Genomic DNA, 16292 nt, shown 5'->3' with positions numbered 1-16292 from the left:
GCCATGCAGCCCATCAAAGCGCACCAGCACCACTATTTGCCGGACGAGTCCGCCACCAACGCACTGGGCGGCGCGCTAGCCCGCGCGCTGGCGCCGGGCCTCGTCATCTACCTGCACGGCGACCTGGGCGCCGGCAAGACCGCCCTCACCCGCGCCCTGCTGCGCGCGCTGGGTCATACAGGCACGGTCAAGAGTCCGACCTACACGTTGTCGGAGCCGTACAACGTGATGCTTGACGACAATCCGCTGAGCGTGATCCACTACGATCTGTATCGCATGGCGAGTCCGGAAGAATTCCTGGACGCCGGCTTTCGCGAAGATTTTGACGGCCACAACGTCTGCATCGTCGAATGGCCCGAAAAAGGCGAGCCCGTATTGCCGCCGCCGGACATCCGTTTACTGCTGAGCGTCAGCGGAAACGGCCGTGCTGTAGAATTGCAAGCGTTGTCTGAATTAGGCCTGCTATGCCTCGATCGTCTCGCTTTCCTCCCGCCGCCCCAGTAACTACTGCGTCCGCACGCCGCCGCGTCATGCTCAAGGCCGGCGGCACGTTGCTGCTGTCCGTCGTCGCGCCGCTGCCTGCCAGCGCCAACCAGATCCTGGCAGTACGTGTCTGGCCCGCGCCCGAATACACCCGCGTCACGCTCGAAAACGATACCAATCTCAAGACCGAGCACTTCCTGATTCCCGATCCGCCGCGCCTGGTCGTCGACATCGACGGCCTGGGCTTGAATCCCACGCTCAAGAGCCTGGTGGCCAAGATCGAATCGAACGACCCGTACATCAAGCAGGTGCGCGTGGGCCAGAACCGGCCGAACGTCGTGCGCCTGGTGTTTGATCTCAAGGCCGAGGTCAAGCCGCAGGTGTTTACGCTCGCGCCCGTGGCCGGCTACCAGCACCGCCTGATCTTCGACCTGTACCCGGTCACGCCGGTCGACCCGATCGCAGCGATGATCGAAAGCGGCGAATGGAGCACCGGCCCGACCAAGACCGTGGCAGCCGGCACGCCGGCGCTGGGCGATCCGGTGTCCGGCCCGCCGGGCGCCACGATGCCGGCCACCGTGCTGCCGCCGTCCGGAGCCATCAGCCCGGGCACGGCCGCGGCAGCAGGCGCCATCGTTGCCGCCACGCCGCCGGTACAGATCCCGACCCCGCCGCCAGTGGCGCCGCGCACCCAGCCGAACGCCGCGCCGGACGCTATCGCCCGGCTCGAATCCGAGATCTCGGGCCTGCGCGGTACACCGCCGGCCCAGGCAGTGCAGCCCACACCCGGCAGGGCCAGCGCGCGCCAGCCGCAGAAAGTGGCGCGCATGGTCACCATTGCGCTCGACCCGGGCCATGGCGGCGAAGACCCGGGTGCGATCGGCGCCAACGGCAGCCGCGAAAAAGACATCGTGCTCGAAGTGGCCAAGCGCCTCAAGACCAAGCTCGAACAGTTGCCCAACACGCGCGTGATGCTCACCCGCGACGGCGACTTCTTCGTGCCCCTGAACACCCGCGTGCAAAAGGCACGCAAGGTGCAGGCCGACCTGTTCGTGTCGATCCACGCCGACGCCTGGGTTTCGCCAACGGCGAGCGGCTCATCGGTGTTCGTGCTGTCCGAAAAAGGCGCCAGTTCCAGCGCCGCGCGCTGGCTGGCCAGTGACCAGAACCGGGCCGACCTCGTGGGCGGCGTGAACCTGGCTGGCGGCAGCGCCGACAAGCAGCTTGCCAGCGTGCTGTTCGACCTGTCGACGACGGCGCAGATCAACGACAGTCTCAAGCTCGGCAAGGCCGTGCTGCGGGAAATCGGCGGCATCAACCGGCTGCACAAGGCATCGGTCGAGCAGGCCGGCTTTGCCGTGCTGAAGGCGCCGGACATCCCGTCGATTCTTGTGGAGACTGCGTTCATCTCGAATCCGCAAGAAGAAGCGCGCCTGAACGACAACGGCTACCAGGACCAACTGGCCAACGCCATCACAAACGGCATCCGCCGTTATTTCGCCGACAACCCGCCGATGGCCAAGAGCCGCCAGACCTGACATGGACCACATCACTTTCGGGCAGCTGCCCGCGATCCGCATCACGGCGCCCGACGGCGCCACCGCCGTCGTCACGCTATACGGCGCGCACCTGGTCTCGTGGCATGGGGCCGATGGTGGCGAGCGCCTGTTCCTGAGCGCCCGCTCGGCGCTCGACGGCAGCCGCGCGATCCGTGGCGGCGTGCCGGTGATCTTCCCGCAATTCGCCGAGCGCGGCGACGGCATGCGCCATGGCTTTGCGCGCGTGTCCACCTGGCGCCTCGAAGACAGCGGTGTCGAAGATGGCGCGGCGTGGGCCGTGTTCGGCCTGAACGAGGCCGATCTGCCGCCAGCCATGGCGGGCGCGTGGCCGCACCGGTTTGCGCTGCAACTGCGCGTGGCCGTGCGCGCCAACGAACTGATCATGGCCTTGAATGTGCGTAACACGGGCGACGCAGCATTCCCGTTTGCGGCGGCGCTGCACAGCTACCACCTAGTGCCGCACCTGGCCGACGTGCGCATCGAAGGGCTCGAAGCCGGCACGCTGTCGATCGCCGACAAGCTCGACGTGGTGTACGAACAGGTCGACGACACCATCTTCCTGGGCACCTGGGCGCGCGTGCTGACGCTCGAGCAGGAAGGCTTTTCCGATGCAGTCGTGTGGAATCCGGGCGCAGCCGACACGGCGGCGCTGCCGGACATGGAAGACGAAGAGTATCAGCGCTTCGTCTGCATCGAACCGGCGCAGCTGACGCCGGTGCAGCTCGAACCTGGCGCGGCCTGGGAAGGCCGCTACCGCGTTAGCTGAGCGCCGTCACATTGACTCTTTAATCATCCGTCCATTGCTCGGCTGCACAGGCCGCGCATTGTACGGATAGAGGCGCGAGAACAGGGCCATCTGCTGCGGCGAGGCCGTCATCGGCTGTTTCATCACGATCCACAGCACGTTCTCGGTACACGGCGGCTCGCTCAGCGAGCCCATGTACGTGAAGTAGTCGCGCCGCGTCGGCAGGATCTCGTTCACATTCAGCACGATCGATGGCGTCACGGTCGTCAACTTTTCCAGCGGCAGGTTGTTCCACACGGTCTGGATCATCGGATTGGCGTCGCCACGCTCGAGCTGCACCGCCAGCACGGCGATCTTGTTGTCGTAGCTCTTGTGCACCAGGTGCACCACCATCTCGGTGCCGCGGCCATTCACGCGTTCTTCGCCCGGCCGGTGAAAGTGAAACTGCTGCAACTCGTACGTGGTGCCGCCCACGGTCAGGAAGTTCCCGCCCGCGACATTGACCTGCACCGTGTGACCGTTGTCGATCTCGTTGAACGAGCTCGGCTGATAGTCGAACGTGATCTGCTCGAGATTGACCTTGATGCCGTCGCGCAGGTCGATCGGCGACTGGCGATTGCCCGCATTGCAGGCCGCCCACGCGGTATTAATCTTGGACCAGTTCTCGGGCCCGAACTCGCCGTCGTAACTCCAGTGCGTGCCGTTCTTCGGTTTGGCTGCTTCAACGGCCACGGCCGCCACCATCGCGGCTTCCCGCTTGCGACGCGCGTCGGCCGCCTTGCGGGCGCGCGCGGCTTCTTCGGCGCGCAGGGCCTGCTTGGCGCGCAGCTCGGCGAGCTTTTCGGCGATGCGCACCGACAGGTCGACCTCGGTATCCTCTTCGGATTTCGCGGGCGTAGCGGCAGCAGCAGCAACAGGCGCAGCAGCTGGCTTGAGGTTCGGCCGAATGGACGCGATCGCAGGCTTGGCCGGCTCGGCCACAGGCTTGGCGGTCTTCGGTGTCGGTTCGTTCGCCTGTGCCAGGGCAGTGACCAGGCCCAGCGTACAAAGTGCGATCAGGTTACGCATGTGATTTTCGGATAGTTTGATTCTCTCCATCCTTTATCGGACCGGGGGCGGGTAACTTGAGTGCGCTGCAGCAACATCGGGCATTTAATGTCCGGATCGGCTGCTTTGCTGGCAAGGGCAACAACACCTCATACCATCCTTGCATCACCGGCCCTGCGCGCTGTGCCCTCGATTACAATTGCCCGATACTTATAAGGCGGCGCCGCCGCGACAGGGAGAGCAGATGCAGGCAGTGTCATCAAAAAAGAACACGATCCACGCAACCGTCGGCGCGGCGCTGTGCGCGCTGCTGACCATCGCCAGCGCGCACGCCGCAGCGGCCAAGGCCGAGCAGGAATTGCCGCCCCGGCTGACGGTGGCCGATGTCGTCAAGGCGTCCAAAGCAGCCGAATGGCGTGCGCTCGATCCCGAAAACACGATGTACATCGAGCTGCCAACAGGGCGCGTCGTCATCGAACTGGCGCCCCGCTTCGCGCCGAACACGGTGGCCAATATCCGCGCACTGGTACGCGAGCGCTACTTCGACGGCTTGTGGGTGATGCGCGCGCAGGACGGCTTTGTCGTGCAATGGGGCGACCCGGATGAAGAAAAGCCGCGCCCGTTCAAGGCCGCCAAGACCGTGGCCGCTGAATTCACCGTGCCGTTCACGAAGAGCGACCCCTTCACGCGCCTGAAGGAACGCGACGTCTACGCGCCGCAGGTCGGCCACGTCGACGGCTTTCCCGTCGCGCGCAATCCGGCAACCAGGCAGACCTGGCTCCCGCACTGCTACGCGATGATCGGCGTGGCGCGCGACAACGGCGCCGACACCGGCAATGGCTCGCAGCTCTACACGGTGATCGGCCACGCGCCGCGCCACCTGGACCGCAACATCACGGTCGTGGGCCGCATCGTGGCCGGCATGCCGCTATTGACCGTCATGCCGCGCGGGACCGGCGCCTCGGGCTTCTACGAGAAGGCCGAACAGCGCACGCCGCTCGCCAGCGTGCGCATGGCAGCGGACGTGCCGCCTGCCGAGCGCAGCAAGCTCGAAGTCATGCGCTCGGACAGCGCTGCTTTCCAGGCCGTGATCGACGCCCAGCGCAATCGCGGCGGGCCGTGGAGCAAGGTCGCGGCTGGCGCGATCGACCTGTGCAACGTGCCGATTCCCGTGCGCGAGCAGCTCTGAAGCGACAGGGGCGGCCGCGCAATTTGCAGCCGGGGACGATCCGGCGCTTTTTGGGCGGGCTATAATCTGCGGATGAACGCCCCTGCCCCGACCATCCGCCCCATCCAGCAGCTTCCCGACCAGCTCATCTCGCAGATCGCCGCCGGCGAAGTGGTCGAGCGGCCCTCGGCCGTCGTCAAGGAGTTGCTGGAAAACGCGCTCGACGCCGGCTCGACGACGATCACCATCCGCCTCGAAGAAGGCGGCGTCAAGCGCATCGCCATCACCGACAACGGCCGCGGCATCGCGCCCGAGCAGCTGCCCCTCGCGCTGTCGCGCCACGCAACGTCCAAGATCGCTTCGCTGAGCGACCTGGAAAACGTGGGCACGCTGGGCTTTCGCGGCGAAGCGCTGGCTTCGATTGCGTCGGTCGCCTCGGTGCGCGTGACCTCGCGCACGGCCAACGCCGCCCACGCGTTCGAGATCGTCGGCTCGCACGAAGGCGTGGTGGCGCCATCGTCGGGCGCCTGCGGCACCACGATCGACGTGCAGGACCTGTACTTCAATACGCCGGCGCGGCGCAAGTTCCTCAAGTCCGAGCAGACCGAATACGCCCACTGCGCCGAGGTCGTGCGCCGCATCGCGCTGTCGCGCCCCGATGTGGCCTTCAGCCTGTCGCACAACGGGCGCACGATCGACCACTGGAACGTCAGCGAAGCGGCCAAGCGCAGCGCCCACATCCTGGGCAACGATTTCGCCGAAGCGCGCCTGGCGCTCGACGAAGCGGCCGGCCCGCTGCACCTGCACGGCTACGTCGGCCTGCCGACGGCCTCCAAGGCGCGCGCCGACGGCCAGTTCTTCTACGTGAACGGGCGCTTCGTGCGCGACAAGGTGCTGGTGCACGCGGTCAAGGCCGCCTACCAGGACGTGCTGCACGGTGACCGCTTCCCGGCCTATGTACTCTCGCTCGACCTCGACCCGGCGCTGGTCGACGTCAACGTGCACCCGTCGAAAACCGAGGTGCGCTTCCGTGACAGCCGCGCGGTGCACCAGTTCGTGTTCCACGCGGTGCAGCGCACGCTGGCGCAGACCTCGGCCACCGCGCATGGCAGCGTGCCGGGGCCGATGACGGCGGCCGAGGTGCGCCCGAGCGGCACGCCGCTATGGCAGTTGTCGCAGTCGCCATCGCAGCCGCAACAGCGCCCGCACGAGCAGACCTCGTTCGGCGCGCAGCTGACGCAGACCTTCTCGCCATCGCCGTATGCACCTGGCAGCCGCTGGGACGATGCAGCCACCGGTGGCGGCGTGGCGCAACGCCTTGAAGCCTACGGCGCGCTGTTTGCCTCCGATGCGGCCAGCAGTTCGTCTGGCACTGCGTCGAGCCCGGCGCCGATGCCGGTACCGATGACAGCGGCCGACAAGCCGCTGTCGAATGACGACTTCCCGCTCGGTTTCGCACTGGCCCAGCTGCACGGCATCTACATCCTGGCGCAGAACACGCGCGGCCTGGTGCTGGTGGACATGCACGCGGCGCACGAGCGCATCCTGTACGAGCAGATCAAGAATGCACTCGACGCCCAGGCGCAAGGTCAGGAAATGCAGGTGCAGGCGCTGCTGATCCCGGTCACGTTCTACGCCGACGCAATGGAGGTCGCCACCGTGCACGAGCATGCGGACACGCTGGCAACGCTGGGCTTTGACATCGCGGCCCTGTCGCCGACGACGCTGGCAGTGCGCAGCGTGCCGACGCTGCTCAAGAACGCCGATGCGCAAACGCTCGCGCGCGACGTGCTGCGCGACGTGCGCGAATTCGGTGGCTCGCGCGTGTTGATCGAACGGCGCAACGAGCTGCTGGGCACCCTCGCCTGCCACACGGCGGTGCGCGCCAACCGCATCCTGAGCCAGCCCGAAATGAACGCGCTGCTGCGTCAGATGGAAAGCACCGAGCGCGCCGACCAGTGCAACCACGGCCGCCCGACCTGGGTGCAGCTCGAGATTTCTGCGCTCGACAAACTGTTCCTGCGCGGTCAGTGATGGTGGACATGAACAAACCGCTGGCCGTGGCCATCATGGGCCCGACCGCCTCCGGCAAGACCGCCGCCGCCCTGCGCATCGCCCAAACGCGCCCCGTCGAAATCATCTCGGTCGACTCGGCCCTGGTCTATCGCGAGATGGACATCGGCACCGCCAAGCCCACGCCGGCCGAACTGGCCGCCGTGCCGCATCACCTGATCGATATACTCGATCCGCTCGATGCGTATTCGGTGATGCAGTTCAGGAACGATGCGATCCGCCTGGTGGCCGAGATCACGGCGCGCGGCGCGCTGCCGCTGCTGGTCGGCGGCACGATGATGTATTTCAAGGGCCTGGTTGAGGGGCTGGACGACTTGCCCACCGCCGACGTGGCACTGCGCGCCGCGCTCGACGCCGAAGCCGCCCGCATCGGCTGGCCCGGCATGCACGACAAGCTGCGCGCGCTCGACCCCATCACCGCTGACCGGCTGGCGCCGAACGACGCCCAGCGCATCAACCGCGCACTGGAAATCATCGAACTGACCGGCAAGCCGATGTCGGCGCTGCTGGCGCTGCGCACCAAGCCCGTGCTGCCGTTCAGGCTCGTCTCGTTTGGCCTGGAGACCGACGACCGCGCGGTGCTGCACAAGCGCATCGCGCAGCGTTTCGATGCGATGCTGGGCACGCGCGACGACAGCGGGCTGGTGGCAGAGGTAGCGCGGCTGCGGGCACGGGGCGACCTGTCGCCGCTGCTGCCGTCGATCCGCTGCGTGGGCTATCGCCAGGCCTGGGATTACCTCGACGGGCGCATCGACCGCGCCACGCTGCGTGAGACGGGCATCATCGCCACGCGCCAGCTGGCCAAGCGCCAGATCACGTGGCTGCGCGCGATGCCCGACCGGGTCGTCATCGATTGCCTGGGCCCGGATCCGGCCGGCGCGATGCTGGCGCACCTTGCGCTGTTGGAAAATTGACATGGCGGCGACTATTTGTGACCCACACGCCCTAGCGATCTTGACAGCCATCCACTCACGCCGGATAATACTTGCCGTTGCGGTGATATAGCTCAGTTGGTTAGAGCACAGCACTCATAATGCTGGGGTCGGTGGTTCAAGTCCACCTATCACCACCAAAGATTTCAGGCGATGGCCTGGCTCCAACGAGTCAGGCCATTTTGCTTTTGCCCGTTCCGGTGATATAGCTCAGTTGGTTAGAGCACAGCACTCATAATGCTGGGGTCGGTGGTTCAAGTCCACCTATCACCACCAGAAGTACCAAAAAGCCGCTGCATCGAACGATGCAGCGGCTTTTTGTTTGTGCGCTGGTTTTCTTGAAGGGGCATCAATTCTTCTTGCCGCCACCCGAGACCTTGTTCTCGGTAGCCCACGCGCGGCGTTCTGCTTCCTTCTTTCCGACGCCCTTCTTCTCGTACCCTTCTTCGATATGTTTGACCTGGCGCTTCTGCTTGTCGGTGTACGACGATTTATCACCTTGCGGCATGATGATTCTCCTGTCAGCAAATGCGTTGGCCAGCCGGGATGACCGGCCACGACAGCATCAGCCTACGCCGCTGCCGGTTCGCGTTTTGTGCGCCAGACCACCGATCCTAGCACTTGCTCCAGCCACCTCAGGTCGGCGTGCGCCACTCGCCATCGGGCGCATCCTCATCCAGCGCGAAGTCCCCGCGCGCCAGCGCCAGCAGCACCTCATGCGCCGCCTGCACATGCTCGGCCGGCACCAGGAGCCGCACGCCGCCCAGCGCGGGCGCCAGCAGCAGGTCGGTCTGCATCAGGTGGGCGTCGGCCAGCATCGCCGGGATGCCGGATGCTTCCAGGCAGCCCTGCGCCAGCGTGGCGTCCACGGGAATCATGTAGCGGGCCACGACGTAGAGATCGCGCTCGGGCACGGCTTCGATGTCGGGGTGGGCGGCGAGCCAGTCGTTCAGGGAGAGCGTGTGCATCTGGGTTCCTTGGCTTAGCGCAGCAGTGCGGGAAGGTGCGACAACAGGTACAGGATCACGCCAATCATCCCGCCCACGATGGTGCCGTTGATGCGGATGTATTGGAGGTCCTTGCCGATATTGAGTTCGATCTGGGCCGACATTTCGCGGTCGTCCCATTGCTTGACGGTGTCGGCGATGTGGCGCGTGAGGTAGCCTGCGAATTCGGGTGCCACGCCGCGCGCCGCCGCCTCGAGGTTTTCTTGCAGCGACTGGCGCAGTTGCGGATCGTCGCCCAGCGCCTTGCCGATCCAGGCGCCCATGCCGATGATGCGGCGACGCATGCTCGAATCGTCGCTGGCCAAGTCGCGCTTGAGCCACGCCTTCAGCTCGGCCCACAGCGAACCGACGTAGCCGTTGAACGTGTCGTCTTCCAGCAGGTAGCGCTTGACGTCGTCGGCCTTGGCGATGAAGTCGGGGTCGGCCTTCATGCGCTCGATGAAATCGGCCACGTACTCGTCGAAACGCTCACGCAACGGGTGCGCGGGGTCGGCTGCGACCTTGTTGAGAATACCCGACGCCAGGCGCACGGCAATGTCGGCGCCCTTGCGGCCAATGAGTTCGGACGGCAGCATGCGTTCGACCAGCGCGTAGTCTTCCTTGAGCCAGTCGACAATGCCATTGGCGATGGCGCCCTGGGTCTCGGTATTGTCCAGCAGATGGGCGAGCTGGCGGATGCCTTCGTCGAGCAGTTGCTGGTGGCGCCGGCCGCGCGTCAGGCTCTCGAGAATGGCGCCGCCGGACTTCGATAAGTCGACGCTCCCCACCATCGTGTGCACCGCGCGCCGGATGACGTTCTGCACTGGCGCATCCTCGATGAAGTCGAGCATGAAGGTGGCGGCGCGCACCAGGTGCGCGCCCATCAGTTCGGTGTTGGCGGGTTTCGCCAGCCAGTCGGCCAGCAGTTGCACCGGGTCGTGGCGGCGGATCAGCTTGAGGATCGACTCGGTGTCGAGGAATTTTTCGCGCACGAACAGCGCCAGGTTGTCGGCGATCTTGTCCTTGTTGCCGGGGATGATGGCGGTGTGGCGCGAGATGATCGGGATCGGGATACGCTTGAACAGCGCCACCACCGCGAACCAGTCGGCCAGCGCGCCGACCATCGCGGCTTCGGAAAACGCGCGCAACAGGCCCGTCCACCAGGTCTGCGGCAGCAGCAGGCTGACCACGAACAGCACGGCTGCGCCGACAAAGAAGCCGAGGGCGATCAGTTTGGACTTGCGCAGTTCGTCGTGCTTTTGCATGCGGGGCGGCCCGGCTGTGGCGATGCTGCCATGCTAGCCGACTTTGCCCGCGCGTGACGCGCCGGCTACCCGCGGCGCATCCTTCTTCCAGGGGAGATCGGGCGCGTTACGCCGCCACTTCTTCCTCGCACAAGGTCAGCTTCGCGCAGCGCTGTCCGTGCAGCTGCGGCAGCAGGAGTTCGCTGCGTTCTTCCAGCAGCGCAAACACCTCATCCTTCGACAGCACGTACTGCTCCAGCAGCGTGTCCTTGAGCGATTCCATCATCAGCTTGTAGTCGCGGATCGCGTCCAGCGTGTAGCTGTACAAGGCGTCGGCCTTTTCTTCCACCAGCCGCACCGTGTGCTCGCCGCCGATCTCCTTCTGCAGCTGGCTGTAGTCGATCTTCGAGCGCGAATACATCGACAGGCGGCTCACCATCAGGTTGAGCATCTTGGTGATCTTTTCGATGTCGTTCTGGCTGCCCACCGAAATACCGCGCGGGCCATAGAACATTTCTTCGGCCGCGACGCCTCCGTACAGGCCCACCACGTCGCGCTCGAGTTCTTCCAGCGTGCGCAGCGACATGTCTTCGCCCGATTGCAGCACATAGCCCAGCGCGCCAATCTTCGACACCGCCTCGGTGCTGATCTTGAGCAGGTGCGAGCGTTCCTTGACTTCGGCCAGCGTCAGGCCCTGGCGCAGGAACGGGTCGATCTGCATGAAGAAGTGGCCCAGCTCGTGCAGGGCGATCCGTTCGCGCTGCTTGTGCTTGTCGAGCGTCGTGGCGCGGTCGGTCAGGCCGATCGTGGCGCGCTCGTAGGCGCGGAACAGCAGGTTCGTGTTGATGATCGTCTTTTCCTGGATCGACAGCATGCTGGCGCGTTCGACCACGGTTTCCAGCAGCGCCGGGCTCAGGTTCTGGGTGATCTCGGCGACCTGGTCCAGGTTCAGGTCATTCCAGTCGACGAGGCCATCCTTCTTGCGCGACAGGAAGCTGCGCAGCAGTTCGCGGCGCTCGGCCTTGTTCGGCAGGCGGAAGTTGATCTTGACCGAGAAGCGGCGCAGCATCGCTTCGTCCATCTCGGTCGAGCTGTCATCGAAGTTCGACGCGACGATCCAGATGACGCCCGCGCCCTTGTCGCTTTTCACGCCATCCAGCAGGCCAAGCATCGTGTTGGCGGTGTCGTCTTCCCATTTCTTTTCGCTGCGGCCGCGCGGCATGAAGAGGCTCTGCGCTTCGTCGAGGAAAATGATGCACTTGCCCTTGGCGCAGGCCTTGCGGTGCAAGGCGTTCAGCGCCTTGGAGCCGCCGCCGACATACCCCGATTCGAGCGCGGAGCCGGATGCCGAAATCATCGGCAGGTCCAGGCGCTTGGCCAGATAGCCGACCAGCTTGGTCTTGCCGGTGCCGGCCGGGCCGGTGAGCATGACATTAAACGGCTTGTCGATATTGTGCGACTGGTACTCGGCGCGGTTGCGGATCATTTCTTCCAGGTGCAGCACTTCCTGCTTGATGTCTTCCATGCCGATCAGGTCATCCATGCTGCCCTTGAGCTTGTCCGGCGTGATGACCGATGCGCTCATGCCCGTGCCCGGCATGCCGAATTTGATGAGGTAGAGCACCAGCAGCACGATCGCGATATTGAACGCGTTCTGCTTGAAGAAGGCACCGGTGCGCGCCAGCGTGCTTTCACCCTCGTCCATGACGGCTTCGTGGGCTGCGAGGAAGTCGTCCTTGGCGATCGAATACGGAATCGCGTTCTTGAGCAGCACTTCGCGCTCGAGCGACAGGTGCGACGTGCTCGGCACCTTGACCACGTTCAGCGCTGCCGAATCCTTGAACTTGTAGATATAACGCGGCGCTTCGGACAGCGGTTTGGCAATCAAGAGGTATTCCAGGCGAGCTTTCTGGTTGGCCAGCGCGGTAATCTCGGCGATGTTCTGCGAATGGACCACCGGGCGTGCATCCTGCGGCACATTGGATTTGAAGATCGCCAGCGTCACCAGCATGGCCATCAGGATGACGGCGAGGATGCGGACGTAGACGTTCTTGAATGCAATCTGAAGACGGGAAAAATTGGGCATAAGGTGTACTCGTCGAAAATGCGTACAGCGAAGAGAGACTGGGGTGCCATGCCATCGGTAACCGTGGCCGGCGTCGGCAGTGGGCCGACGAATTCGAGATATTGCAGCTTGCTTTTTGATGCTTTGCGGCAAGGGAGTAAGAAGACTATACCTTCAAAAAAAACCGCCGGGAATACCAAAAAGTCAAAAACGGACGCGATTTAAGTCGAATGAAAGTCTTGATAAGAGAATTGATTATCCGACTGACAGCATTCGTGATGAGTCTGTCAAATAAATCGAACATTCTTGCGAGAACGGCATGATGAAATGCCTAGAAGATGAATAACCGTATTGCTGAGCGCTGCATATTTACCACAGTCAACTTTTTCGGACTGCACGCAATATGACGCTATCGGTATATAAAGTGATGGCTATTTCTGCAACTGCTCCGGCAAAGGCGTGCCGGCTCGCGCCGATTGAACAAACCATCGGGCGAGAATGGGGGGGGGGGGGAATCAGGCGCTGAAATTGATGCCATCAAAAGGCAGCAAATGTTTATTCAGGCAGGCGTCGGTTAATCGGCGCCAGCGCAGCACAGGCTATGCAACTTGATCATCGTATTCCAGTTGCGCGACGTGGCGCCATCGCCCAGCCGCTTGCCGAGCGCCGCCGCGGCTGCGCTGTCGAGCAAGCCTTGCGGACACCAGACATAGACAGCGCGACGTCCAAGCGCCATATTCTCGGGCGCCCAATCCTGGCCGCACAGGTCTGCCGCCAGCGCGCGTTGCGGCGCACCTGCCAGCAGGAAGACGAACAGGCGCGCGTGGTCGGTGGCCACGTGCAGCAAAGGGTTGTCGTCAACGATCTCGGCCACTTCATGGCTTGCAAACACGAACACGCGCGCGCTGACACCCAGATGCAGGGCCATAGCCGCTTCGATCTCTTGCGCCGCATCGCTCGGCGGGACAACGGCGTCGAACACGATATTGCCGCTATTAAGCAGACTGCGCACGCCCGTATAGCCGAGGTCTTCGACCAGTTTGCGCAGGTCGGCCATGGCAATGCGTTTGGCGCGGCCGACGTTCACACCGCGCAGCAGGGCAATGCAGCGCGACCGCGGCGCGGTGTCGGCCCCCATGCTATTGCAACCCTTCCTGGCGCATCGCTTCCTGCACCGCAGGCAGTGCCTTGATGCGTGCATGATAGGCCTGCAATGCCGGCCAGTTATCCAGCGAGAAGCTGGTAAACCCCACCCAGTTCAACACGGTAAACAAGTAGGCATCGGCCACGGTGAACCCGTCTCCCATCAGGTAGCCGTCGTCACCGATCTGGCCCGCCACATAGGTCAGTGGCGCGGCCAGCGCGGCCCAGGCGGCTTCCTTGGCCTCGCTCGACGCGCCCGGTGTGAAGATGGGCGAAAAGCGCTTGTGCAGCTCGGCCGATGTCCACGCCAGCCATTCCATCGATTCGTAGTGTTCGAAGGTACCGGCGGCAGGCGCCAGCGCGCTTGCCGGAGCCTGGTCGGCCACGTATTGCAGGATGACCTGGTTCTCGGTAAGCAGATGGCCATCTTCCAGCGCCAGCACCGGCACATAGCCCTTGGGATTGATGGCCCGGAAATCTTCGCCGCCTGCGGTCAGCTTGGTGCGCAGGTTGACGCGCTCGCTGTCGAACGGCAGGCCGGAGGCGATCAGGGCGATACGGGGCGCAAGCGAGCAGGCGCCGGGGCTGAAGTAGAGTTTCACGGGGTTCCTGAAAATAATGATGGATGGCAAAAGCCTACAGTATTTTGGCACCGCCCTCCAGCCACAAGTCATGCGGCATGAATGCGACATATTGCGTCGCCGTCGTGATCGGCCTGCACACCGGTGATACCATCTCCAGAGTATTGAATGGAGGAAACTATGAGCGACGATCATGAGCTGGTCCCGGTGGCCAGCGCCCTGCCGGGGATGGTGCTGTCGGACGAACTGCTCGACAGCCATGGCCTGGTGCTGCTGGCCAAAGGCACGGTCTTGAGCGAGGCGATCATCGCGTCGTTCGCGCGCCATCAGATCGACGTGGTGCCGGTGGCGCGCGTCGAAGCGCACCGCGCGCCGGATGCGGCCGCGGTGCAAGCGCGGCTCGACATCCTGTTCCGCCGCCACGACCGCGACGACGACAACGACTGGGCCGGCAACCTGCTGCGCCGCTACGTCGAGGATTACCGGCTCGAACGGCAGGTGGCGCCATGACTCTTGATGAATTGACGGCCGGCCTGGACGACCTGCCCTCGCTGCCGGCCGTCGTGATGGAGCTGCTGGGCAGCATCGACCAGGAAGATGCCGATCTGGCCTTGCTGGCAAAAAAGGTGGCGCTCGATCAGGCGCTGACTGCCAAGACACTGCGTCTGGCCAACTCGTCGGCCTTCGGCCTGCAGGTCAAGGTCACGACGATCCAGCAGGCATTGACGTTCCTGGGCGTGCAAGCCACGCGCAACCTGATCATGGCAGCATCGATCACCGGCTGCTTTCCCAGCGGCCGCTGCCCGGCGTTCAATGACAAGGCCTTCTGGCGCTTGTCTATCGCCACCGCCGCCTGCGCGCGGGTGCTGGCGCGGCACATGCACTTCAATCCGGATGTGGCGTTCACGGCCGGCTTGCTGCACGGCATCGGCCGCCTGGTGCTGGTAACGCGTTACCCCGAGCAATACGACGCCGTCCTGCGCGAATGCGAGCGCGTCGATGGCGATCTGCTCGAGACGGAGCGCGCCATGCTGGGTGTCGACCACGTATTGGCAGGCCGGGCGCTGGCCGAGCACTGGCAATTTTCGGACACGCTGCGCCAGGCCATCGCGTTTCATGTTCAGCCGGAGATGCCGGGCGCGGGTTTCCTGGCCACCATCGTGCATGTGGCAAGCGCGGTGGCGCATGCGCTCGATCTGGCGGGCTATGCCAACGAAGTGGTACCGACGGTGTCGAGTGTCGCCTGGACGGCGCTGGGATTATCCGAGGAAGCGTGGTTGCAGGTGTTCCGCGAGACGGAGCTGCAATTTGAAGAGATGACCGCCATCCTGTTGGCGTAGGCCGCAGGACGGAATCAACGGGTAGGAATCAGGTAGTACGGGGAGAACTGCGACGGGGAGAACTGCGGTGCGGCGCCACTCAGGCGGCGCCGCGGCACGCCAACAACGAAGGCATGACAGACACGTCTGCCATGCCCACGATTTCAGTGCGCATAATTACCGGTTTTTGGCGTCACGTCGCCCGACTGGTTTGCCTGACCCTGTGCTGGCTGACCTGCCTGCTGGGCTGCTGCGGCAGCGGCTGCTGCTGCTTTTTCTTCTGGCTTCGGACGGCCTTGTGCATCCGACAGACGGTACTTGGTGCGGCGATCGCCCATCAGATCACGCAGGTCACGGATGCTCATGCCCGTCACTTCGTGCATGCGGATCAGCAGCGACGCGCCAACCGGCAGACGGTGGTGACGAATCTTGCTGATCACGGGTGGCGCCACCTCGAGCATGCGCGACAGCGCAGCGTCGTTCTTCAGCTGCATCTTGCCAAGCAGAATGTCGAGCAGATGGTTCGGGTTGTAACTCTCTTGCGACGACAGAGCGTGATGTTGTTGTGCCATGATATTACCTCACGAGTTGGTTAAAATAGTTCCCTTGTGAACCTTAGTAGAAGACAACATGTCTTCCACTTAAGTTCCCGGAACGTGTTCAGGAATTAAACAGGGCGAATCTGAGTAGTTCCTTAAGAATTCCGGTCTTGCCGTGCACTACGTCGTTTCTGCATGCGCACTTGTCTTTCAAACAAATTATGGCGGCGTGCGCCGGACCGAGGCCGACCCTGCGCACGTGACTCCTTGTCAGAAATCAAGCTAACGTATGGAAAGCTTGTCACGTTTGCATTTCAGCACATGGGGCCACATTGTGGCGCACGCAAGAGATTTCCCTGATAAATTTTTCCAATCAGAATGATCACGGAACTCTTTGATTTACATAGA

At 63.9% G+C, this 16292-nt stretch carries 16 protein-coding genes and 2 tRNA genes; 10 read left to right on the top strand and 8 right to left on the bottom strand.

Translation table 11 applies throughout. The features are described 5' to 3' along the window. Positions 1-3: 3 nt before the first annotated feature. The 3 genes from tsaE to HD842_RS19245 are packed head-to-tail and all read left to right on the top strand — an operon-like array spanning position 4 to position 2808. A complete protein-coding gene (gene tsaE, locus HD842_RS19255) occupies positions 4-504 on the top strand; it encodes a tRNA (adenosine(37)-N6)-threonylcarbamoyltransferase complex ATPase subunit type 1 TsaE (RefSeq protein WP_183556357.1) in 501 nt (166 codons plus the stop codon). Further along, positions 465-2021: an N-acetylmuramoyl-L-alanine amidase gene (locus HD842_RS19250; RefSeq protein WP_221290722.1), complete on the top strand. Its 1557-nt coding sequence runs from the start codon at positions 465-467 to the stop codon at positions 2019-2021. The genes tsaE and HD842_RS19250 overlap by 40 nt, the downstream gene beginning before the upstream one ends. Position 2022: 1 nt before the next feature. After that, a complete protein-coding gene (locus tag HD842_RS19245; protein ID WP_183556355.1) occupies positions 2023-2808 on the top strand; it encodes a D-hexose-6-phosphate mutarotase in 786 nt (261 codons plus the stop codon). A gap of 6 nt (positions 2809-2814) precedes the next feature. Here the strand turns inward: HD842_RS19245 and HD842_RS19240 are convergent, their stop codons facing one another. Further along, entirely contained in the window at positions 2815-3855 is a 1041-nt protein-coding gene (locus HD842_RS19240) for a carbonic anhydrase (RefSeq protein WP_183556354.1), read from the bottom strand. A gap of 223 nt (positions 3856-4078) precedes the next feature. On the opposite strand from HD842_RS19240, the gene HD842_RS19235 reads away from it, so the two are divergent. The 5 genes from HD842_RS19235 to HD842_RS19215 all read left to right on the top strand — a co-directional run bounded on the left by HD842_RS19235 (position 4079) and on the right by HD842_RS19215 (position 8283). Beyond that, entirely contained in the window at positions 4079-5023 is a 945-nt protein-coding gene (locus HD842_RS19235; protein ID WP_183556353.1) for a peptidylprolyl isomerase, read from the top strand. 72 nt (positions 5024-5095) lie between these two features. Next, positions 5096-7036 carry a DNA mismatch repair endonuclease MutL gene (mutL, locus tag HD842_RS19230; RefSeq protein ID WP_183556352.1) on the top strand — a complete coding sequence of 647 codons (1941 nt, stop codon included), beginning with the start codon at positions 5096-5098 and terminating at the stop codon, positions 7034-7036. Then, on the top strand, positions 7036-7989 hold the full coding sequence (gene miaA, locus HD842_RS19225) for a tRNA (adenosine(37)-N6)-dimethylallyltransferase MiaA (protein ID WP_183556351.1): 954 nt from the start codon (positions 7036-7038) through the stop codon (positions 7987-7989). Before mutL ends, miaA begins: the two co-directional genes overlap by 1 nt. A gap of 81 nt (positions 7990-8070) precedes the next feature. Continuing rightward, positions 8071-8147: transfer RNA gene (locus HD842_RS19220), tRNA-Met, on the top strand. Positions 8148-8206: 59 nt separating this feature from the next. After that, positions 8207-8283: transfer RNA gene (locus HD842_RS19215), tRNA-Met, on the top strand. Between the two features lie 73 nt (positions 8284-8356). On the opposite strand, the gene HD842_RS19210 is transcribed toward HD842_RS19215, so the two are convergent. From HD842_RS19210 to gstA, 6 genes are all read right to left on the bottom strand, one after another. Next, positions 8357-8515: a hypothetical protein gene (locus HD842_RS19210; protein WP_183556350.1), complete on the bottom strand. Its 159-nt coding sequence runs from the start codon at positions 8513-8515 to the stop codon at positions 8357-8359. Between the two features lie 127 nt (positions 8516-8642). Further along, positions 8643-8975 carry a putative signal transducing protein gene (locus HD842_RS19205; protein WP_183556349.1) on the bottom strand — a complete coding sequence of 111 codons (333 nt, stop codon included), beginning with the start codon at positions 8973-8975 and terminating at the stop codon, positions 8643-8645. 14 nt (positions 8976-8989) lie between these two features. Then, positions 8990-10258, bottom strand: a complete 1269-nt coding sequence (locus tag HD842_RS19200; protein WP_183556348.1) for a DUF445 domain-containing protein — start codon at positions 10256-10258, stop codon at positions 8990-8992. Between the two features lie 106 nt (positions 10259-10364). Then, positions 10365-12323 carry an AAA family ATPase gene (locus tag HD842_RS19195; protein ID WP_183556347.1) on the bottom strand — a complete coding sequence of 653 codons (1959 nt, stop codon included), beginning with the start codon at positions 12321-12323 and terminating at the stop codon, positions 10365-10367. Between the two features lie 553 nt (positions 12324-12876). After that, positions 12877-13440 (bottom strand): DUF1697 domain-containing protein, encoded by a 564-nt coding sequence (locus HD842_RS19190; RefSeq protein ID WP_183556346.1) that lies wholly within the window; start codon positions 13438-13440, stop codon positions 12877-12879. 1 nt (position 13441) lies between these two features. Further along, a complete protein-coding gene (gene gstA, locus HD842_RS19185) occupies positions 13442-14047 on the bottom strand; it encodes a glutathione transferase GstA (RefSeq protein ID WP_183556345.1) in 606 nt (201 codons plus the stop codon). A 159-nt stretch (positions 14048-14206) separates the two neighbouring features. On the opposite strand from gstA, the gene HD842_RS19180 reads away from it, so the two are divergent. Then, entirely contained in the window at positions 14207-14536 is a 330-nt protein-coding gene (locus HD842_RS19180) for a hypothetical protein (protein ID WP_183556344.1), read from the top strand. Continuing rightward, positions 14533-15366: an HDOD domain-containing protein gene (locus tag HD842_RS19175; RefSeq protein ID WP_183556343.1), complete on the top strand. Its 834-nt coding sequence runs from the start codon at positions 14533-14535 to the stop codon at positions 15364-15366. Before HD842_RS19180 ends, HD842_RS19175 begins: the two co-directional genes overlap by 4 nt. Before the next feature lie 143 nt (positions 15367-15509). On the opposite strand, the gene HD842_RS19170 is transcribed toward HD842_RS19175, so the two are convergent. Next, positions 15510-15917: a hypothetical protein gene (locus HD842_RS19170; protein WP_183556342.1), complete on the bottom strand. Its 408-nt coding sequence runs from the start codon at positions 15915-15917 to the stop codon at positions 15510-15512. Between the last annotated feature and the right edge of the window lie 375 nt (positions 15918-16292).

This window comes from Massilia aurea (assembly GCF_014200505.1).
GTDB lineage: Bacteria > Pseudomonadota > Gammaproteobacteria > Burkholderiales > Burkholderiaceae_D > Telluria > Telluria aurea_B.
Note: the sequence above shows the minus strand (reverse complement) of the source record. Positions and strands in the feature narration are given on the sequence as shown.